Origin of the sequence: Bradyrhizobium sp. SBR1B (assembly GCF_014198205.1) — a bacterium.
Classification (GTDB): domain Bacteria; phylum Pseudomonadota; class Alphaproteobacteria; order Rhizobiales; family Xanthobacteraceae; genus Bradyrhizobium.
This window is the reverse complement of record NZ_JACIHC010000005.1, coordinates 409,112-427,350: the sequence shown is the minus strand read 5'-3', so window position 1 is coordinate 427,350 and position 18,239 is coordinate 409,112. Positions and strand designations below refer to the sequence as shown.

At 63.2% G+C, this 18,239-nt stretch carries 14 protein-coding genes and 1 pseudogene; 11 read left to right on the top strand and 4 right to left on the bottom strand.

Annotation, left to right across the window (positions count from 1 at the left end; all coding sequences use genetic code 11):
• Positions 1-12 precede the first annotated feature (12 nt).
• From urtA to GGD61_RS16635, 9 genes are all read left to right on the top strand, one after another.
• Positions 13-1,272 carry an urea ABC transporter substrate-binding protein gene (gene urtA, locus GGD61_RS16675; RefSeq protein ID WP_026201734.1) on the top strand — a complete coding sequence of 420 codons (1,260 nt, stop codon included), beginning with the start codon at positions 13-15 and terminating at the stop codon, positions 1,270-1,272.
• A gap of 133 nt (positions 1,273-1,405) precedes the next feature.
• Positions 1,406-2,332, top strand: coding sequence for an urea ABC transporter permease subunit UrtB (gene urtB / locus GGD61_RS16670; protein WP_018316774.1), 927 nt, complete (start codon positions 1,406-1,408; stop codon positions 2,330-2,332).
• 17 nt (positions 2,333-2,349) lie between these two features.
• A complete protein-coding gene (gene urtC / locus GGD61_RS16665; protein ID WP_038949523.1) occupies positions 2,350-3,492 on the top strand; it encodes an urea ABC transporter permease subunit UrtC in 1,143 nt (380 codons plus the stop codon).
• A 10-nt stretch (positions 3,493-3,502) separates the two neighbouring features.
• The gene (gene urtD / locus GGD61_RS16660; protein WP_091964397.1) at positions 3,503-4,258 is read left to right on the top strand and encodes an urea ABC transporter ATP-binding protein UrtD; all 756 of its coding nucleotides are present in this window, start codon (positions 3,503-3,505) and stop codon (positions 4,256-4,258) included.
• A gap of 228 nt (positions 4,259-4,486) precedes the next feature.
• On the top strand, positions 4,487-5,176 hold the full coding sequence (gene urtE, locus GGD61_RS16655) for an urea ABC transporter ATP-binding subunit UrtE (RefSeq protein WP_092251604.1): 690 nt from the start codon (positions 4,487-4,489) through the stop codon (positions 5,174-5,176).
• Between the two features lie 27 nt (positions 5,177-5,203).
• The gene (gene fmdA, locus GGD61_RS16650; protein WP_092251605.1) at positions 5,204-6,433 is read left to right on the top strand and encodes a formamidase; all 1,230 of its coding nucleotides are present in this window, start codon (positions 5,204-5,206) and stop codon (positions 6,431-6,433) included.
• Positions 6,434-6,547: 114 nt separating this feature from the next.
• The gene (locus GGD61_RS16645; protein WP_092251606.1) at positions 6,548-6,925 is read left to right on the top strand and encodes a zinc ribbon domain-containing protein; all 378 of its coding nucleotides are present in this window, start codon (positions 6,548-6,550) and stop codon (positions 6,923-6,925) included.
• A gap of 36 nt (positions 6,926-6,961) precedes the next feature.
• On the top strand, positions 6,962-8,002 hold the full coding sequence (locus tag GGD61_RS16640) for an aliphatic amidase (RefSeq protein WP_092251607.1): 1,041 nt from the start codon (positions 6,962-6,964) through the stop codon (positions 8,000-8,002).
• A gap of 354 nt (positions 8,003-8,356) precedes the next feature.
• Positions 8,357-11,317: an autotransporter domain-containing protein gene (locus GGD61_RS16635; protein ID WP_092251608.1), complete on the top strand. Its 2,961-nt coding sequence runs from the start codon at positions 8,357-8,359 to the stop codon at positions 11,315-11,317.
• 40 nt (positions 11,318-11,357) lie between these two features.
• Here GGD61_RS16635 and GGD61_RS16630 read toward each other — a convergent pair whose 3' ends face one another.
• Positions 11,358-12,188, bottom strand: coding sequence for an MlaD family protein (locus tag GGD61_RS16630; protein WP_092251609.1), 831 nt, complete (start codon positions 12,186-12,188; stop codon positions 11,358-11,360).
• Positions 12,189-12,332: 144 nt separating this feature from the next.
• A pseudogene (locus GGD61_RS16625) lies at positions 12,333-14,551 on the bottom strand (acetate--CoA ligase family protein).
• Between the two features lie 200 nt (positions 14,552-14,751).
• Between GGD61_RS16625 and GGD61_RS16620 the strand changes: the two are divergent.
• The gene (locus tag GGD61_RS16620) at positions 14,752-15,978 is read left to right on the top strand and encodes a glycosyltransferase (protein WP_246785944.1); all 1,227 of its coding nucleotides are present in this window, start codon (positions 14,752-14,754) and stop codon (positions 15,976-15,978) included.
• A gap of 15 nt (positions 15,979-15,993) precedes the next feature.
• Positions 15,994-16,398, top strand: coding sequence for a DUF7024 domain-containing protein (locus GGD61_RS40505; RefSeq protein WP_246785943.1), 405 nt, complete (start codon positions 15,994-15,996; stop codon positions 16,396-16,398).
• A gap of 11 nt (positions 16,399-16,409) precedes the next feature.
• Here GGD61_RS40505 and GGD61_RS16615 read toward each other — a convergent pair whose 3' ends face one another.
• A complete protein-coding gene (locus tag GGD61_RS16615) occupies positions 16,410-17,402 on the bottom strand; it encodes a glycosyltransferase (protein ID WP_092251612.1) in 993 nt (330 codons plus the stop codon).
• 163 nt (positions 17,403-17,565) lie between these two features.
• Complete coding sequence (locus GGD61_RS16610) at positions 17,566-18,135, bottom strand: class GN sortase (protein WP_092251613.1); 570 nt, start codon at positions 18,133-18,135, stop codon at positions 17,566-17,568.
• Positions 18,136-18,239 lie beyond the last annotated feature (104 nt).

The following is an 18,239-nucleotide window of genomic DNA, read 5'->3' as shown; positions in this document are numbered from 1 at the left end:
AGTGGGGTGCTCATGTCAGACGAACCAAACAAGGGCCTTTTGTCGCCGCTCCGGCGCAAACTATTGATGGGAATGGCCGCCGTGCCCGCCATCACGATGCTCCCGCGGGCGTCCTTTGCGCAGGCTCCCGCGACCTCGGCGGTCAACACCACCGGCCTTGCGGTCACCGACACCGAGGTCACGGTCGGCATCCTGCACTCGGCGACCGGCACCATGGCCATCTCCGAGACCGGGTCGATCGAGGCCGAAAAGCTCGCCATCGAGCAGATCAATGCCGCCGGCGGCGTGCTCGGCCGCAAGATCAAGTTCATCCAGGAAGACGGCGCCAGCGACTGGCCGACCTTTGCGGAAAAGGCCAAGAAGCTGCTGGTCAACGACAAGGTCGCGGCGATCATGGGCTGCTGGACCTCGGCCTCGCGCAAGGCGGTGCTGCCGGTCATGGAGCAGTATAACGGCATGCTCTATTACCCGACCTTCTACGAAGGCCTCGAGCAGTCCAAGAACGTCATCTACACCGGTCAGGAAGCGACCCAGCAGATTCTCGCCGGCCTGAACTGGATCGCCAAGGAAAAGGGCGCCAAGTCGTTCTTCTTCATCGGCTCCGACTACATCTGGCCGCGCACCTCGAACAAGATCGCGCGCAAGCACGTCGAGAACGTGCTGAAGGGCAAGGTGGTCGGCGAGGAGTACTATCCGCTCGGCAACACCCAGTTCAACTCGGTCATCAACAAGATCAAGCTGACCAAGCCCGACGTGATCTTCACCGACGTCGTGGGCGGCTCCAACGTCGCCTTCTACAAGCAGCTCAAGGCCGCCGGCATCGACCTCTCCAAGCAGGCGCTGCTGACGATCTCGGTGACCGAAGACGAGATCGACGGCATCGGCGGCGAGAACATCGCGGGCGCCTATGCCTGCATGAAGTACTTCCAATCGCTCGACAATCCGAACAACAAGGCGTTCGTGCCGGCGTTCAAGAAGGCGTGGGGCGAGAAGACAGTGATCGGAGACGTCACCCAGGCTGCCTATCTCGGCCCGTGGCTGTGGAAGTTGACGGTGGAGAAGGCGGGCTCCTTCGACGTCGACAAGATCGCGGCGGCCTCGCCCGGCGTCGAGTTCAAGGGCGCGCCGGAAGGCTATGTGCGCATCCACGAGAACCATCATCTCTGGTCGAAGACCCGGGTGGGGCGCGCCAAGCTCGATGGCCAGTTCGAGCTGATCTATGAGACCGCCGATCTCGTCGAGCCGGATCCGTTCCCGAAGGGCTACCAGTAAGAAGCGCTCCCAGTCGCGCTTTCGTCCAAATACCAAGCCTCTCCCTGGCGTGGACAGCAAATCCACGCCCAAGACCCCCGCGTCGCGAACCTGCATCGCGACGCGGGACCCTTATCCCCGACGGAGGACATCGATGTTCGGCGACTACTCGCTTGGTGACCTTGGCTCCATCTTCGTCATGCAGGGCTTTGCAGGACTGATCCTGTTCTCGGTCTACGTCCTGATGGCGCTCGGGCTTGCCATCATCTTCGGCCAGATGGGCGTCATCAACATGGCCCATGGCGAGTTCATGATCCTCGGCGCCTACGTCACCTGGATGACCTCGAACGTCTTCCAGTCCTATTTGCCGGGCTTGTTCAGCGGCTATTTCTTCCTTGCGATGATCCTGGCCTTTGTCGCATCCGGCGCATTGGGGATGCTGGTGGAGTGGGTGCTGATACGGCATCTCTACAAGCGCCCGCTGGATACGCTGCTTGCCACCTGGGGGCTCAGCCTGATGCTGCAGCAGGCCTATCGCTCCGTGTTCGGCGCGCGTGAGGTCGGGGTCGAGCTGCCGCAATGGATGCTGGGCTCGCTGCACGTCACCGACAGCATCGAAGTGCCGATCAACGGCGTCTTCGTGATGTGTCTCACAGTGTTGATCACTCTCTCGGTCGCGTACGTCATGTACATGTCGCGCTGGGGCCGCCAGGTCCGTGCGGTGGTGCAGAACCGCATCATGGCCGGAGCGGTCGGCATCAACACCGAGAAGGTCGACCGCTACACCTTCGGGCTTGGTTGCGGCATCGCCGGTATCGCCGGAAGCGCCTTCACCATGATCGGCTCGACCGGGCCGACCTCCGGACAGCTCTACATCGTCGATACGTTCCTGGTCGTCGTATTCGGCGGCGCGGCCAGCCTGCTCGGCACCATCGCCTCCGCGTTCTCGATCTCGCAGACGCAATCGACGCTCGAATTCTTCATGTCGGGCTCGATGGCCAAGGTCCTGACGCTGCTCGCTGTCGTCGGCATCCTGATGCTGCGGCCGCAGGGTCTCTTCGCCCTCAAAGTCCGCAAGTAAGGAGAAGCAGGCAAGTCATGATCATCAACTCACGCTTCTTCAATCGCTCCGAGCTCATCGGCTTCATTGTTCTGGCCGCCGTGCTGTTCGTGATTCTGCCGCTGTCGCTGGATGTGTTCCGCCTCAACCTGGTTGCGAAATACCTCACCTACGCCTTTGTCGCGCTCGGCCTCGTGCTGTGCTGGGGCTATGGCGGCATCTTGAGCCTCGGCCAGGGCGTGTTCTTCGGTCTCGGCGGCTACTGCATGGCGATGTTTCTCAAGCTGGAGGCTTCCAGCGTCGAGAACACGAAGATCCAGTCGACGCCCGGCATCCCCGATTTCATGGACTGGAATCAGATCACTTCGCTGCCGCTGTTCTGGCAACCATTCCACAGCCTCACCTTCACCATCCTCGCCATCATCCTGGTCCCCGGCCTGTTCGCGCTGATCATCGGCACCGCGATGTTCAAGCGCCGTGTCGGCGGCACCTATTTCGCGATCATCACCCAGGCCGTCGCCGCCATCCTCACCATCCTGATCGTCGGACAGCAGGGCTACACCGGCGGCATCAACGGCATGACCGACCTGCGCACCCTCAAGGGCTGGGACATCCGGCCCGACCACGCCAAGGTCATCCTGTACTTCGTCGAGGTGGTGCTGCTGTTCGCCTGCATCGGCATCGCGCAGTTCATCCGCCTGACCAAGCTCGGCCGCATCCTGGTGGCGATGCGCGAACAGGAGGATCGCGTCCGCTTCTCCGGCTACAGCGTCGCCAACTTCAAGATCTTTGCCTTCTGCATGGCCGCGGTCTTCGCCGCGATCGGCGGCGCCATGTTCGCACTCAATGTCGGTTTCATGTCGCCGTCCTTTGTCGGCATCGTGCCGTCGATCGAGATGGTGATCTACACCGCGGTCGGCGGACGCATGTCGATCTTCGGCGCGATCTGGGGCGCCATCCTGGTGAATTTCGCCAAGACCAGCCTGTCGGAATCCTTCCCGCAACTCTGGCTGTTCGGCCTCGGCGCGCTGTTCATCGCAGTCGTGCTCGCCTTCCCGAACGGTTTGTCCGGGCTCTGGGCCGATTACGTGCAGCCGCGCATCGACCGACTGTTCGCCTCTCGCAAGCGGAAGCCGGGCTGGAACGACAATTCGGTCGCCGACGGCGCACCGGCAGAGTGAGGAAGCCATCATGCTCGTTGGACACCAGCCCAAGGAATTCCTGCTCGCTGTCTCCGGACTGACCGTCTCGTTCGACGGGTTCAAGGCGGTCAATGATCTCTCCTTTTACGTCGAGGAGAACGAGATCCGCGTCATCATCGGTCCCAACGGCGCCGGCAAGACCACGGTGCTCGATCTGATCTGCGGCAAGACCAAGGCGACCTCGGGCTCGATCCAGTTTCGTGGCAAGGAGCTCACGAAGATGAAGGAAAACGAGATCGTGCAGACCGGCGTCGGGCGCAAATTCCAGACGCCGTCCGTGTTCGAGGATCTCACCGTGTTCGAGAACCTCGAGATCTCGTTTCCGCGCGGCCGCACCGTGTTCGGCTCGCTGACCTTTCAGCGCGACCAACTGGTGAAGGACCGGGTCGAGGAGGTCGCGGAGATGATCTTCCTCAAGGACAAGCTCAACACTTATGCCGACGAGCTCAGCCATGGCCAGAAGCAATGGCTCGAGATCGGCATGCTGCTGATCCAGGACCCTGATTTGCTGATGCTGGATGAGCCGGTCGCCGGAATGAGCGTGTCCGAGCGCGCCAAGACCGCCGAGCTCCTCAACCGCATCATCAAGAACCGCTCGGTGCTGGTGATCGAGCACGACATGAAGTTTGTCGAGGACATCGCCCACAAGGTCACCGTGCTGCACCAGGGCCAGATCCTCTCCGAGGGGACCATGGAGAAGGTGAAGAACGATCCCAAGGTCATTGAAGTGTATCTGGGGCACTGACGATGGTGAAAACCAATGAGTCCGTCGAGGCATCGACGGTGCACCTCTCCCCTTGTGGGAGAGGTCGGATCGCATCGTCAGATGCGATCCGGGTGAGGGGTATCTCTCCGCAGATCAAGCTGCCGCTCGGATCCGCTGATGCATACCCCTCATCCGTCGCGGGCTCCGCCCGCGCCACCTTCTCCCACAAGGGGAGAAGGAAGACGTACCGAGCCTAGGAGCACGCTGATGCTGGCAATTTCCGATCTCCACGTCGCCTACGGCCAGAGCGAGGTGCTGCACGGGCTCAACGTCAAGGTCGCGCCCAACGAGATCGTGGCGATCATGGGCCGCAACGGCATGGGCAAGACCACGTTGATGAAGTCGCTGATGGGCATCCTGCCGGCCAGGAGCGGCTCGGTGACCATGGACGGCGCCGAGCTCGGTAACCTCAAGAGCTACGAGCGCGTCGCCAAGGGCCTCGCCTATGTGCCGCAGGGCCGCATGATCTTCTCCACCATGACGGTGAAGGAGAACATCGAGACCGGCCTCGTCGTTGCGGGCGAATCCGAGGTGCCCGGCGACATCTACGAATTGTTTCCGGTCCTGCTCGAGATGAAGGGCCGCCGCGGCGGCAATCTCTCCGGCGGCCAGCAGCAGCAGCTCGCGATCGCGCGTGCGCTCGCAACCAAGCCAAAAGTCCTGCTGCTGGATGAGCCGACCGAAGGCATCCAGCCTTCCATCATCAAGGAGATGGCGCGGACCCTGAAACGCATCCGCGACGAGAAGGGGCTCTCGATCGTCGTGTCCGAGCAGGTCCTGAGCTTCGCGCTCGACATTGCCGACCGCGTGCTGGTGATCGAGAACGGCGAGATCGTGCGCGACGATCCGCGCCACGCCGTCGATGCCGCACAGGTCTCGAAATATCTGTCCGTCTAACCAACCGTGTAAAAGGGGAGCATCTCGATGCCAGAGACACTGATCAAGGTCGATCTGACCAAATCGGCTTACGAAAATGACATGGTACACAACCGCTGGCACCCCGACATCCCGATCGTGGCCTGGGTCAATCCCGGCGACGATTTCATCATCGAGACCTATGACTGGACCGGCGGCTTCATCAAGAACAACGATTCCGCCGATGACGTGCGCGACATCGACTTGTCGATCGTGCACTTTCTGTCGGGTCCGATCGGCGTCAAGGGCGCCGAGCCCGGCGATCTCCTCGTCGTCGATCTGCTCGACGTCGGCCCGATGAAAGAGAGCCTGTGGGGCTTCAACGGCTTCTTCTCCAAGCAGAATGGCGGCGGCTTTCTCACCGACCATTTCCCGCTGGCGCAGAAATCGATCTGGGACATCAAGGGCCTCTACACCTCGTCCCGACACGTGCCCGGCGTAAATTTCGCCGGCCTGATCCATCCCGGCCTGATCGGCTGTCTGCCCGATCCAAAGATGCTGGAGACCTGGAACAAGCGCGAGTCCGAGTTGATCTCGACCAATCCGACCCGCGTGCCGGGCCTTGCCAATCCGCCGTTCGCGCCGACCGCCCATGGCGGCCGTGCCAAGGGCGACGTGAAAGCCAAGATCGGCGCGGAAGGTGCGCGCACGGTGCCGCCGCGCGAGCATGGCGGCAATTGCGACATCAAGGATCTCTCGCGCGGCTCGAAGATCTACTTCCCGGTCTATGTGCCGGGGGCAGGTCTTTCGATGGGCGATTTGCACTTCAGCCAGGGTGACGGCGAGATCACCTTCTGCGGCGCCATCGAGATGGCGGGATGGCTGCATCTGAAGGTCGAGGTGATCAAGGACGGCATGTCGAAATACGGCATCAAGAACCCGATCTTCAAGCCGTCCCCGATCACGCCGAACTACAAGGACTATCTGATCTTCGAAGGCATCTCGGTGGATGAAGCCGGCAAGCAGCACTATCTCGATGTTCACATCGCCTATCGCCAGGCCTGTCTCAACGCCATCGAATACCTGAAGAAGTTCGGCTACTCCGGCGCACAGGCCTATTCGATCCTCGGCACCGCGCCATGTCAGGGCCACATCTCCGGCGTGGTCGACGTGCCCAACGCCTGCGCCACGCTGTGGCTGCCGACCGAGATCTTCGACTTCGACGTGATGCCGTCGGCGGCAGGTCCCATCAAGCACATCACCGGCGATATCCAGATGCCGATCTCGCCGGACAAGTAGTCGGTGCGCTCCCTCTCCCCGTCCTTACGGGGAGAGGGTTGAGGTGAGGGGCTATCTCTGCACGAACGGTGCAAGCGAGCTCCGTTGAACAGGCAAGAGCGTAGGGATGATGCGATGCCGGTCTATGAATATCTCTGTGACGATTGCGGTCCGTTCAAGGACCTGCGCCCGATGGCCGAGTGCGACGATCCACAAAGCTGCCCGCATTGCGAGACCATGGCGCCGCGCGTCATTCTGACCGCGCCGAATTTCTTCTGCATGCCATCAGACAAGCGCAAGGCACACGCCATCAACGAGCGCAGCTCGCACGCGCCGCAGACGCTCGCGCAATACAAGGCCTCGCACGGTCCCGGCTGCGGCTGCTGCTCTTCGGGCAAGACCGTGAAGGACAAGAACGCGATCGACAAGAAGAAGCCGGCGCGGCTGGTGACCAAGACGAAGAGCGGCGCCAAGGGCTTTCCGACTGCGCGGCCGTGGATGATCAGCCACTAACGCACCTCAAACCAATAAACGACAGGAGCGCCCAACATGCTTCACGGTGACATTTCCAGCAGCAACGACACGGTGGGCGTCGCCGTGGTGAACTACAAGATGCCCCGCCTGCACACCAAGGCCGAGGTGCTCGACAATGCCCGCAAGATCGCCGACATGTTGGTGGGCATGAAGGCCGGCCTGCCCGGCATGGACCTCGTGATCTTTCCCGAATATTCCACGCAAGGCATCATGTACGACTCCAAGGAGATGTACGAGACGGCGTGCGCCGTGCCCGGCGAGGAGACCGCGATCTTCGCCGGGGCCTGCCGCAAGGCAAAAGTGTGGGGCGTGTTCTCGCTGACCGGCGAGCGACATGAGGAGCATCCGCACAAGGCACCCTACAACACCCTGATCCTGATGAACGACAAGGGCGAGATCGTGCAGAAGTATCGCAAGATCATGCCATGGGTGCCGATCGAGGGCTGGTATCCCGGCAATTGCACCTATGTCTCCGACGGCCCGAAGGGGATGAAGGTCAGCCTGATCATCTGCGACGACGGCAACTTTCCGGAGATCTGGCGTGATTGTGCCATGAAGGGCGCCGAGTTGATCGTGCGCTGCCAGGGCTACATGTATCCGGCCAAGGAGCAGCAGGTCCTTATTTCCAAGGCGATGGCGTGGGCCAACAACGTCTATGTCGCGGTCGCCAATGCCGCCGGTTTCGACGGCGTCTACTCCTATTTCGGCCACTCCGCGATCATCGGCTTCGATGGCCGTACGCTCGGCGAGTGCGGCGAGGAGGATTACGGCATCCAGTACGCCCAGCTGTCGAAACATCTGATCCGTGACGCGCGCCGCAACGGCCAGTCACAGAACCATCTCTACAAGCTGGTCCACCGCGGCTACACCGGCATGATCAATTCCGGCGAAAGCCCGCGCGGCGTCGCGGCGTGCCCCTATGACTTCTACAAGAACTGGATCAAGGATCCCGAAGGCACGCGTGACATGGTCGAGGCGATGACCCGCTCGACCCCCGGCACCGACGAATGTCCGATCGACGGCATCCCGAATGGGTCGTCGCCGAGCAATTACTGAGCCCCTGCCGGCACCATGAGTTGGACGGTCACCCCTTGATGTGAACGGCGGTCCACAAGTGCGCGAACGTTCTGATGCGTCCGTATGTGCGCGGAATGGGAATGGCGCTCGGCAAAACCGTGGCGCGGTTACAACATGGACTGTTGAATCTGCCCGAGTTGGGGTCCATTTGGGCGGATTCTCGATGCCCCGTAGTTCTACCGCCCATCCTCTTCGCCTAAGTTCCCCGCGGCGCCGCTGGGGAGCGCCGCGGGGTGGGGAACGAGCGTGGGGGCTTGGTTGCGATCGAGCGGGGGGAGTTGCCCGCGCCGGAGTGCTGCGGCAAAGCGCGCGGCATTCGGGGCCGGCCTCGTCGTGACCGCGATCGCTGTGGCGAGCCCGGTCGGGGCCCAGCAGGTTTTCAACGGATCACAGACCACACCGAACGGCACCGTCAACGGCGGGGGCGGCGTCTGGGACAACACGACGACCAACTGGACCGACGTCTTTGGCGCGACCAGCACCGCCTATGATCCCGCGTCAGCCGGCACGCTGTTCGGAAGTAGCGCTCCCTCGACGCCGGCGACGGGCGGCACGGTGACGGTTACGCCGGGCGGCGTGCAACTCACCAGCCTCGTGGGCTTCGACCTCACCGCCGACGGCTCGATCTATACCATTCAGGGCGGCGACCTCAGGCTGGCTGCGGGCGGCACCACGTTCGTCACCAACGATGTGACCGGCACCAGCGATCCCTCGGCCGCGATCGTTTCGCGTATCGTCGGCAGCGACGGCATCAATGTTCAGGGACCAGGTACCCTGGCGCTGTTCGGCGCGAACTCCTATACCGGCGGCACCTTCATCTGCAATTGCGGATCCCTGCAGCTCGGTGACGCGACCCACACTGCGAGCATGGTCGGCGCCGTCACCAACGAGGGCCTCTTCAGCATCGTCAATGCCGACACGTCGGGAATCACGTCGATCCTGAACGCCTTCTCCGGCACGACGATGTTCCTCAACGCAAGCTCCGCCAGCTCGATCGTGATCACCAACAACGGCCAGGTCTATTTCGGCGATCCGCTCGGGGGTGGAGCCGACACCGCGACGGCCGGTCGGGCCACCATCATCAATGACAGCGGCCTGATCGGCTTCTTCGGACGGACTAATGCAGGCGCGGCCAACATCACCAACCAGAATGGCGGCGGCACGATATTCATCGAGCAATCTTCGGCGGGCTCGGCGACGATCGTGAACAAGGATTTTGGCGGGACCGTGTTCGGGACGTTCGCCGGCTCCGACACGGCGACCGCCGGCAATGCAACCATCATCAATGAAGCTGATGGTCTCACCGATTTCGGCGCGTTCACCACGGCCGGCAATGCCACAATCATCACCAAGGACGGCGGCAGGACCGAATTCTTCGACAACTCCACCGGCGGCAACGCACGCTTCATCACCACCGGGACCGGCGTCGTCGATTTCGGTGGAGGCACCGGTCCGGCCGGCGATGGTCGCATCACCGCAGGATCGATCGAAGGCAGCGGCTTCTACTACATCGGCGGCGGCAATACCCTCGTCGTCGGCGGTAACAACCTCTCGACCGAGGTCAGCGGCGTCATCGGTGATACCTGCGGTTGCGGTCCCGTCGGCCCCGGCTCGCTGGAAAAGGTCGGCAGCGGCACGTTGATCCTCTCGGGCGCGAATACCTACACCGGCACGACCACGGTGAACGGCGGCATCCTGCGGGTCGATGGTGACATCTCGCAGTCGAGCCTGACCACCGTGAATGCCGGTGGTGCCTTGTTCGGCGCCGGAATCGTTGGCAATACCCTCATCGCCAACGGCGGCATCTATGCGCCCGGCGACGGCGGCCCGGGCTCGAGCATGCAGGTTCAGGGCGATCTCACCCTTCAGTCCGGCTCGGTCTATGTGGTGCAGGTCGGTAGCGGATCCAGCACGAGCCACGCGCTCGTCACCGGCAATGTCGCGCTGGACGGCACTGTCGGCGTCGCGCTGTATCCGGGCGCCGCGGTGATGAAGCACTATTCGATCATGAACTTCTTCGGCACCTCCGGCGGGAATTTTTCGGGCGTTGCCGCGCCGGGTGGCCTCATCGGCACGACGAGCGTCGGATCGAACGAGGTCTTCCTCGATTTCACGCTGAACTACGGCGCGAAATACGCGCTCAACGTCAACCAGCAGAACGTTGCCACGACGCTTCAGAAATTCTTCAACACCAACGGCTTCCTGCAGGCCGAACTCGCGGGTCTTGGTCCCGGGGGCCTGACGCAGGCCTCGGGTGAATCCGCAACGGGATCGCAGCAGACGACGTTCAATGCGATGAACCTGTTCATGAGCCTGTTGACCGACGTCTTCAGCTCTGGACGCAGCGGCACGGCTGGCGCCTCGTCATTTGCCGCGGACGCGAATGCGCGCGACAAGAGCGCGCGCGACGCCTTCGCCTCGATTTACCGCAAGGCACCGGCAGCAACCTTCGAGCAGCGCTGGGATGTGTGGACGGCCGGCTATGGCGGCTCGCAGACCACGGACGGCAATTCCGGCCTCGGCTCGAACAACACGAGCAGCAGTGTCTACGGCACTGCCGTGGGCCTCGATTACCGCTTCTCGCCGTCGACGATTGCGGGCTTTGCTCTCGCAGGGGGCGGCACCGCCTTCAACGTCAACGGGCTCGGTTGGGGGCGCTCCGATCTATTTCAGGCCGGCGCCTTCGTGCGTCATACGGCCGGACCGGCCTACATCACAGCGGCGCTCGCCTATGGCTGGCAGGACGTCACGACCAACCGCGTCGCAACGGCTGCCGGTTATGACCAGCTGCGTGCGCAGTTCAACGCCAACGCGATCTCGGGCCGCATCGAGGGCGGCTATCGCTATGCCATGCAGTGGGCTGGCGTCACGCCGTATGCGGCGCTCCAGGCCACCTTGTTCAGCCTTCCGACCTATGCAGAGGCTGCCGTGGTCGGCAGCAACGTCTTCGCGCTCAACTATGCCGCCAAGGACGTCACCAGCACGCGCACCGAACTCGGCCTGCGCGCGGACAGATCGTTTGCCGCGGCCGGTGGCCTCATGACCCTGCGCGGCCGCCTCGCCTGGGCGCATGACTACAATCCGGACCGCACTGTCGGCGCGGTGTTCCAGACCCTGCCGGGTTCGGCTTTCGTCGTGAACGGTGCCGCCCAGGCGCGCGATGCGGCGCTGACCACGGCATCAGCGCAGATGAACTGGATGAACGGCTGGTCTGCATCGGCGACGTTCGAGGGAGAGTTCTCGAACCTCACCCGCTCCTACGCCGGCAAGGGCGTCGTGCGCTACGCGTGGTGAGGCATCGTCGCCTCCCTTGAGAGGGAGGATAGGGGAGGCGTCACTGCTTCTTCTGCGGCGGCTTGCGCGGCGGGCGCGGGGCGGCAGTGGGGGCCGGCGTCCCGCTCATCTTGTTGGCGGCCTCGCTGACGTCGAGCAGCGAGCGACGGATGTCCTCGAGGTAGCCGGCCGATTTTTTCCTCATGGTGTCGGCGAGCTCGTGCAGCCCCTGTATCTTCTCGAACAGCTCGTCGGCCTTGCCGTCGACGAAGCCGGGCACCACGCCCTCGAGCTTCGTGACCGCCTTGTCGAAGCCCGCGAAGGCGGTGTCGACCTTGGCCATGACGGAGTCGATTTCGCCACCCTTGCTCCGGAGGTCGGCGGTGTAGTCCTCGAACGTGCGCAGGCCCTCCTTGATCGCGGGGGCGTTGCTGACGATGGTGCGGTCGACACTGTGCAGGGTGTCGACGATGGACTCGGCGTCGCTGAGATCGGCGGTCAGCACGGGGATGCCGTCCGAGTCCAGCGGCACCGGCGGCGCGGAGGGCGCGCCCCCGATCAGCGAGATCGCGGCGACGCCGGTGAGGCCCTGGAACTCGATGCCCGCCACGGTGTCCTTGCGGATCGGCGCGGTGTTGTCGAGCATCACCAGCGCCACGATCCTGCGCGGATTGTCCAGCTTGATCGACAGGATCTGGCCGGCGGGCACGCCGTCGAAATTGACCGGTCCGCCGCGGCGCAGGCCGCTGGCGGACCCGCCTTCGAATACAACGCGCAACTGGCTGCGGCTCTGGATGGTGCGCCATTTCTGCACGCCGAGCAGGCCGCCGAACGCCACGGCAATCACCGCCAGCGTTGCCGTTCCGATCACCAGATTACTCGCGCGTGCCATCAGGCGATTCTACGGCCAAAGCGGGGAAGTTGGAAGAAGCCCCCAATGGTACGTAGGGCGGGTTAGCGAAGCGTAACCCGCCGTTTTCGCCTCAGCAGTCGTATAGTTTGGCGGATTACGCTGGCGCTAATCCGCCCTACGGCTTCAATGCCCGGCAACTCGCCTGGCAGCAGTATTGTTCAGCACGATCAGGGCGTCGACCGCTACGCCCGTCCTGGTGTTGATCAGGAACGGGTTGATGTCGATCGAGGCGATCCGGTCGCCGGCATCCGCGATCAAATTGGACAGGCCGACCAGCGCCTTCACCGCGGAGGTCTCGTGCAGGGCCGGCTTGCCGCGATAGCCGCGCAGCTTGATGCCGGCCTTGGTGCGGCCGATCAGGAGCCGCGCCTCGGCTTCGTCCAGCGGCGCGCCGGCAAGCGCGACGTCTTTCATCAGCTCGATGTCGATGCCGCCGGTGCCGAACAGCACGACAGGTCCCATCTCGGCATCGAGCGAGGCGCCGACGACGAGCTCGAGCTCGGCCTTGACCTGCTGCGCGATCAAAATGCCGTCCAGCTTCGGCTTGCCCTTCAGCTTTGCGACCCGTGCGGTGATGTCGGCGAACGCCGTCTTCACCTCGGCCGGACTGTTCAAGTTCAACACCACGCCGCCGATGTCGGATTTGTGCAGGATCTCGGCGCTGACGAGTTTTGCCACGACCGGAAAGCCGATCTGCTTGGCGATCTTCACCGCCTCGGCCGCGGTCTGTGCGATCGCCTCCTTCGAGATCGGAATGCCATAGGCCTTCAGGAGCTTCTTCGAGGCGACCTCGTCGAGCGCGGCACCGTTCGCTGACTTCAGCGCCTTCTCCAGCACGGCGCGCGCGGCAGGTTTCGAGCTCGGGACGATATCGGGCACCTCCTTGCGCAGCCTGGCGTAGTCGAGCAGCGACTTGATCGCGGTCACCGCCCGGTCCATGCCCTGCATGACCGCGAGATGCGGCAGCGATTTGCGCAAGGTCTTGGTGAACTCGGTGAAGCCGATCGACATCGCGCTGATATAGATCACGGGCTTGCCGCCCTGGCGCGCCATGTCGTCGACGATACGCAAATTGCGCTCGCGAAGCTCGTGCGGGGCTTTCGGCAGCTCGGCATCGACGATGACGATGTCGATATCGGGGTCGTCGATCATCAGCTTGATCGACTTCATGTAGACGGAGGGATCGACCACTGCGGCAAAGCCGGCATCGAGCGGATTGCCGACAATCGACCCCGGGCCGAGCATCCTTGCAAGCTCGGAGCCGACGTGCGGGCTGAGCGGCGCAAAGTTCAGGCCCTCGGCATAGAAGGCGTCCAGCAGCATGCCGCGCTTGCCGCCGGACAGCGTGACCGCCGCGAGCCGGTCGCCTTTGGGCACGCCACAATGAACGAAGCATTCGGTGGTCTCGATCAGCTCGTCGAGGCCGCCGACGCGGATGACGCCTTCGCGCGTTGCAATGGCGTCGAACGTCTCGATCGAGCCTGCAAGCGCACCCGTATGTGCCATCGCCGCGGCGCGGCCACCCTCGGACGCGCCGAGCTTGAGTGCGATCACGGGTTTGCTGGCAGCGCGCGCTGCCTTGCAGGCCTCGCGAAAGGCCTTGGTGTTGCGCACGCCTTCGAGGTAGACGACGATCACCTTGATGCTCGGATCCTCGGCGAAATAGCGCATCAGGTCCGGCGTCTCGAGCCCGGCCTCATTGCCTGATGTCACCATGTAGCCGACGCCGACACCCCGATCCTCCAGCGCTTGGCGGATCGCCATGACGATCGCACCGGACTGTCCTGCGATCGCCACCGCGCCCTGTTCCATGGTGACGATGCGGTCGTCGATGTTGGTGAAAAGCTTCTCGCCGGCGCTCAGATTGCCGAGGCAGTTCGGTCCGGTGACCGCAAGGCCCGTCTCGCGTATCGCCGCTGCAATTCGGCGGCGAGCTTCTGGCTCTCGTCATCCTGCAACTCGCTGAAGCCCGAGGTGACGATGGTGGCCGACCGTGCGCCGGCGGCCGCGGCATCGCGGATCACCTGTACGGCAAAGCGCGCCGGCACCAGCACCAGAACGTGATCCGGCTTTTCCGGGAGGCTCGCAAAATCCTTGTAGCAGGGGACGCCCCAGATGGTTTCCCGCTTGGCGTTGACCGGATAGAGGCCGCCCTCGTAACCGTACTTGATCAGGTTATTCCAGATGCGTTCGGCATAATTGCCGGGCTTGTCGGTCGCGCCCACCAGCACGATGTTGTGCGGGTGCAGCATGGCGTGGATGCCCTTGACGATCTCTCCGGCATCGGGCGATGGAGACCATAGGCGCGGAGAAACCGATGCGGCGGGCACTTGAGCTTCCATGCGCTTCCCTCACTTCTTGTTCTTGTTGCAACGCGCGCCCGCGCGCCGGCTTCGGGGGCTGATCGTGGCCGCTCCATGCCGCGAGACGGAATGGGCAGGATCTGACGATAAGGCTAGCATCACGAGACTTTTGGCGAAAGTGCGAACGGTCCGGCAAGATGCTAGGAAACCGTGACCCTCATTCTTTCAAAATGGTGATCATGCCGCTGCTGTCCATCGTGGTGCCGACCCTCGATCGTCCCGACACGCTTCGCCACGCGCTCGCGACCATGGCGTGCCAGCCTGCGCATGCAGATTGCGAGTTCATCGTTCAGAACAATGGCGGCAATCCCGAGATTGAGAAGATCGTCGCAGACCTCAGGGACGATCGCTTCAGGCATTTTGCCAGCGAGGTCGTTCTGACCATGACGGACAATTGGGAGACGGCGCTCGGCCACGCCTCGGGCGAGTACGTCGCCTTCATCGGCGACGACGACGGGCTGATGCCCTATGCATGCGCCGCGGCATCGGAGATGCTCTCCGGCCGAAACATCGATCTCCTGAGCTGGAGCGCCTACACCTATCACTGGCCGAGCTACTACCATCCAGCCTTCCGCAACCGGCTGCTCGCCGAGATCGACCTCACCTCGTCCGCACAGCGAGTTTCGTCGCGCGACGAACTGAGGCGCATCTTCGGTTTCCAGGCGAACTATGCGCATCTGCCGATGATCTACAATTCGTTCGTCCGCCGCAGCGTCATCGATCGAATGCGTGCGATCGGCGGCCGCTATTTCATCGGTCTATCGCCCGATGTGGCGTCCGGCATCGCCAACGCTGCGCTGACCGACAGTTTCATCCGTCTGTCGCGGCCGCTGAGCATGGCCGGATTCTCGCAGCACAGCACCGGTCACGCGCTGTTCTTCGAGACCACTGATCTGCTCGAGACGCCGCGAGGAGCGCGCGATTTCGGACCTATTGACGAGGATCCCCAACTTCCCGATCTCAACGCGCTCCAGCTCTTCATCGCCAAGGACATGCTTGTCCTCAAGCGTCTGCTGCTGGCGGATCACGACGAGGTGCGGCTCGACTTCAAGGCGCTGGCGCAGGCGCTCGCGACCGACATCAACCATCGGCCGCCCCTGTATGATCGGACCGTGCAGACCATCAGCGAACTCGCGCGCACGCATGGCTTCGACGTCGCCGACATCATCATTCCTGCCCGCCATGCGGACCGGCCGCCACCCGGCCGGGGTGTTCGCGTGACCGGACCGAACCGTGTGGCTTACGAGCTGGATGGTTCTGCGCTTGGGCTCAATTCGATTGCGGATGCAGTGCGCGTGATCGCGCAGTTCGTTCCGGATCAGGGGCCGTTCGATCCGGCCGCTCTGAAGGCTCCCGTGTCCGCGCCGGTCCTCGGCGCAAAGCAGCTCGAATTCGCGCATGGCTGAGCGGGCGTCGCCGCGTTGATCGAGGGATGGAGCGAGCCGGAGCAATGGGGCACCTGGTCCATTGCCAGGAATTGCGTGCTCCGGTTCGAGGTCCATCCCATTCCGTCACGGCCGGTTGAGCTTGTGCTGGCGTGCCGGGCCTTCATTTCCGAGAGGAATCCGCAATTGCAGGCGGCATGCCGCGTCGGCAATGGAGCGCCGCAGCAACTGACATTCTCGAGAGAGGCGTTCGCGGGCTTGCGCAGGTTGATGCTCGATCCCGCCGCGATTGCCGCCGACGGGACGCTGACCATCAGCCTGTCGCTATCCGATCCACGCTCGCCCGCGGATCTCGGACTGAGCCCCGACGCGCGACCTCTCGGCATCGGGCTCGAGCGGATCTGGCTCGATCACGATGACCATGCGGCACGAGGTGGGTGATCGCCGCCCGCTCAGTATCCTAGCAGGCTCAGCTTGTGGGCGTAGTGAAAGATGACCTGCCTCGCGAGATAGGGGGCGATGGCGCGGCGAATCTGAATCTGTGTCGGATCGAAGCCGAGAGCGCGGCGCCGCAGTATGCCCATCTCCCGGACGCCGATCGCGTAGGTCGATGCCGTCTTCTGGGCATCATGGATTCGGAAGCAGGCGAGAAATCGCGGCAGGCGCACGAATTTGAATCCCGCGGCCTGCGCCCGCAGGATGAAGTCCCAATCCATCGCGTAGTGGAAGCTCTCGTCGATCGGACCGACTCTGTCCCACACGCGCCTGCGCCAGAACATCGTCTCCTGCGGGATATAGTCGGCATATTGCAGCGCGCGCCCGTCATGGGGCGGCAGCACGGCACGGCCAACCTCGAGTCCCTCGCGATCGACGAAGACGCGATGGCCATAGACGATGTCGACATGCGGATGCGACGTGAAGTAGTTGGCGACATAGGCCAGCGTCCCCGGCAGCAGCATGTCGTCGCTGTTGAGATAGGCCATGATCTCGCTGTCGACGCCGGCGAAGCCGAGATTGATGGCGTTCGATTGCCCGCTGTCAGGTTCGCTCTTCCAGCTGATGCTCTCGCCGCGGCCCTTCAGGAGATCAGCCGTGCCGTCGATCGAGGCGCCGTCCTGCACGTGGTAATACAGGTTCGGATAGTTCTGGCTCACGATGCTGTCGATCGTGGCGTCGAGATATTGCGCGTGGTTGTAGCTCGGCGTGACCATCGCGATCCGCGGTGCATTCTCATGGATCGAGGGGGCTGGCGGGAAAGCCCTCAGGTTGAGCAGGCGCGGTGGATATTGCTCGAAGGTCCACATCGGCGGACGCCGCCAGAGGCTCCGGAGCGAAGATCTTCTTTGTCCGGCGGCGATGAGATCCTGATTCCTTTCGAGCAGCGCGACGCGATTTTCGAGCTGCTCCAATCGCTGTTCGAGGCGCTGCCTGAACTCGTCGTCCATCTATCGAGCTTTCGCAAATTACGACGTCCAAAAACAATGGAACCTTCTTACAGGTCTCTGGTCGGCGGCGCCAGTTCACGGTCGCGTCAAACGCGATGGACCCGGCGTGTCCGGCGCGGTTTGAGAAGGCTCGATCGTTCCCGGATGGGTCGATTGCGAACCGCTATTCACGCGTTTCGATCAAGGTGGCATGCAGGACGTAGCGCTCCGGGCCGGACGTAACGGCGTCGAACGGCCAGCAGGTCGCGAGCACGAGTTCCACGCCCTGCGTCGAGGGGGCGATGCCCGACGCGTCGAAACGGACAACGGCCGAAGAATCCGCCCGATAGCGAAAATGCTTGCCGTCGCGGCGGGTGACCTCAACGACGTCTCCGACGGCAACATTCCGCAAGAAGCGGAAATGGGTGTCACGATGCGCTGCGTATACGGCAACTCCACGCTCGCCGGCATCAACCGTTTGATGGATGTGGCCCGGCCCGAAGGCGAGCGCCTGGCCGCTCGTACCTTCCAGCACGATCGCGCTGGCGCCTATCCGTTTCACCTCGATCCGCGCGACCGGCCAGGTATCGGCCCATGCCCATGGTTTGATCGCCTCGCCCGTCGCAAGGCTCTTGTCGAACGCGCGCTCCAGCAGCACCTGCGCCAGCCACGCCTTGGCATGGATGTAGGCGCCGTCGCCGAACAGGATGAGTCCGATCAGTGCCAGAACCAGGGGAGATAAGAGGCGGAGCATGACATCTACTCTCGTCACTTCGCTCGTCACAATGACAGAGAAAAAGGCGCGCGCGGCCGTTGGTATGGGACGGGCAGCCGCGCGCGCTAACAGAGGAGCTCGGG

Bases quoted from the DNA above. Each gene is read 5' to 3' on its own strand.
- urtB (WP_018316774.1), top strand. From the start codon at position 1,406: ATGTTCGGCGACTACTCGCTTGGTGACCTTGGCTCCATCTTCGTCATG.
- GGD61_RS16640 (WP_092251607.1), top strand. From the start codon at position 6,962: ATGCTTCACGGTGACATTTCCAGCAGCAACGACACGGTGGGCGTCGCC.
- GGD61_RS16615 (WP_092251612.1), bottom strand. From the start codon at position 17,402: ATGGACGACGAGTTCAGGCAGCGCCTCGAACAGCGATTGGAGCAGCTC.
- GGD61_RS16620 (WP_246785944.1), top strand. From the start codon at position 14,752: ATGCCGCTGCTGTCCATCGTGGTGCCGACCCTCGATCGTCCCGACACG.
- urtC (WP_038949523.1), top strand. From the start codon at position 2,350: ATGATCATCAACTCACGCTTCTTCAATCGCTCCGAGCTCATCGGCTTC.
- urtD (WP_091964397.1), top strand. From the start codon at position 3,503: ATGCTCGTTGGACACCAGCCCAAGGAATTCCTGCTCGCTGTCTCCGGA.
- fmdA (WP_092251605.1), top strand. From the start codon at position 5,204: ATGCCAGAGACACTGATCAAGGTCGATCTGACCAAATCGGCTTACGAA.
- urtE (WP_092251604.1), top strand. From the start codon at position 4,487: ATGCTGGCAATTTCCGATCTCCACGTCGCCTACGGCCAGAGCGAGGTG.
- GGD61_RS16630 (WP_092251609.1), bottom strand. From the start codon at position 12,188: ATGGCACGCGCGAGTAATCTGGTGATCGGAACGGCAACGCTGGCGGTG.
- GGD61_RS16610 (WP_092251613.1), bottom strand. From the start codon at position 18,135: ATGCTCCGCCTCTTATCTCCCCTGGTTCTGGCACTGATCGGACTCATC.
- GGD61_RS16645 (WP_092251606.1), top strand. From the start codon at position 6,548: ATGCCGGTCTATGAATATCTCTGTGACGATTGCGGTCCGTTCAAGGAC.
- urtA (WP_026201734.1), top strand. From the start codon at position 13: ATGTCAGACGAACCAAACAAGGGCCTTTTGTCGCCGCTCCGGCGCAAA.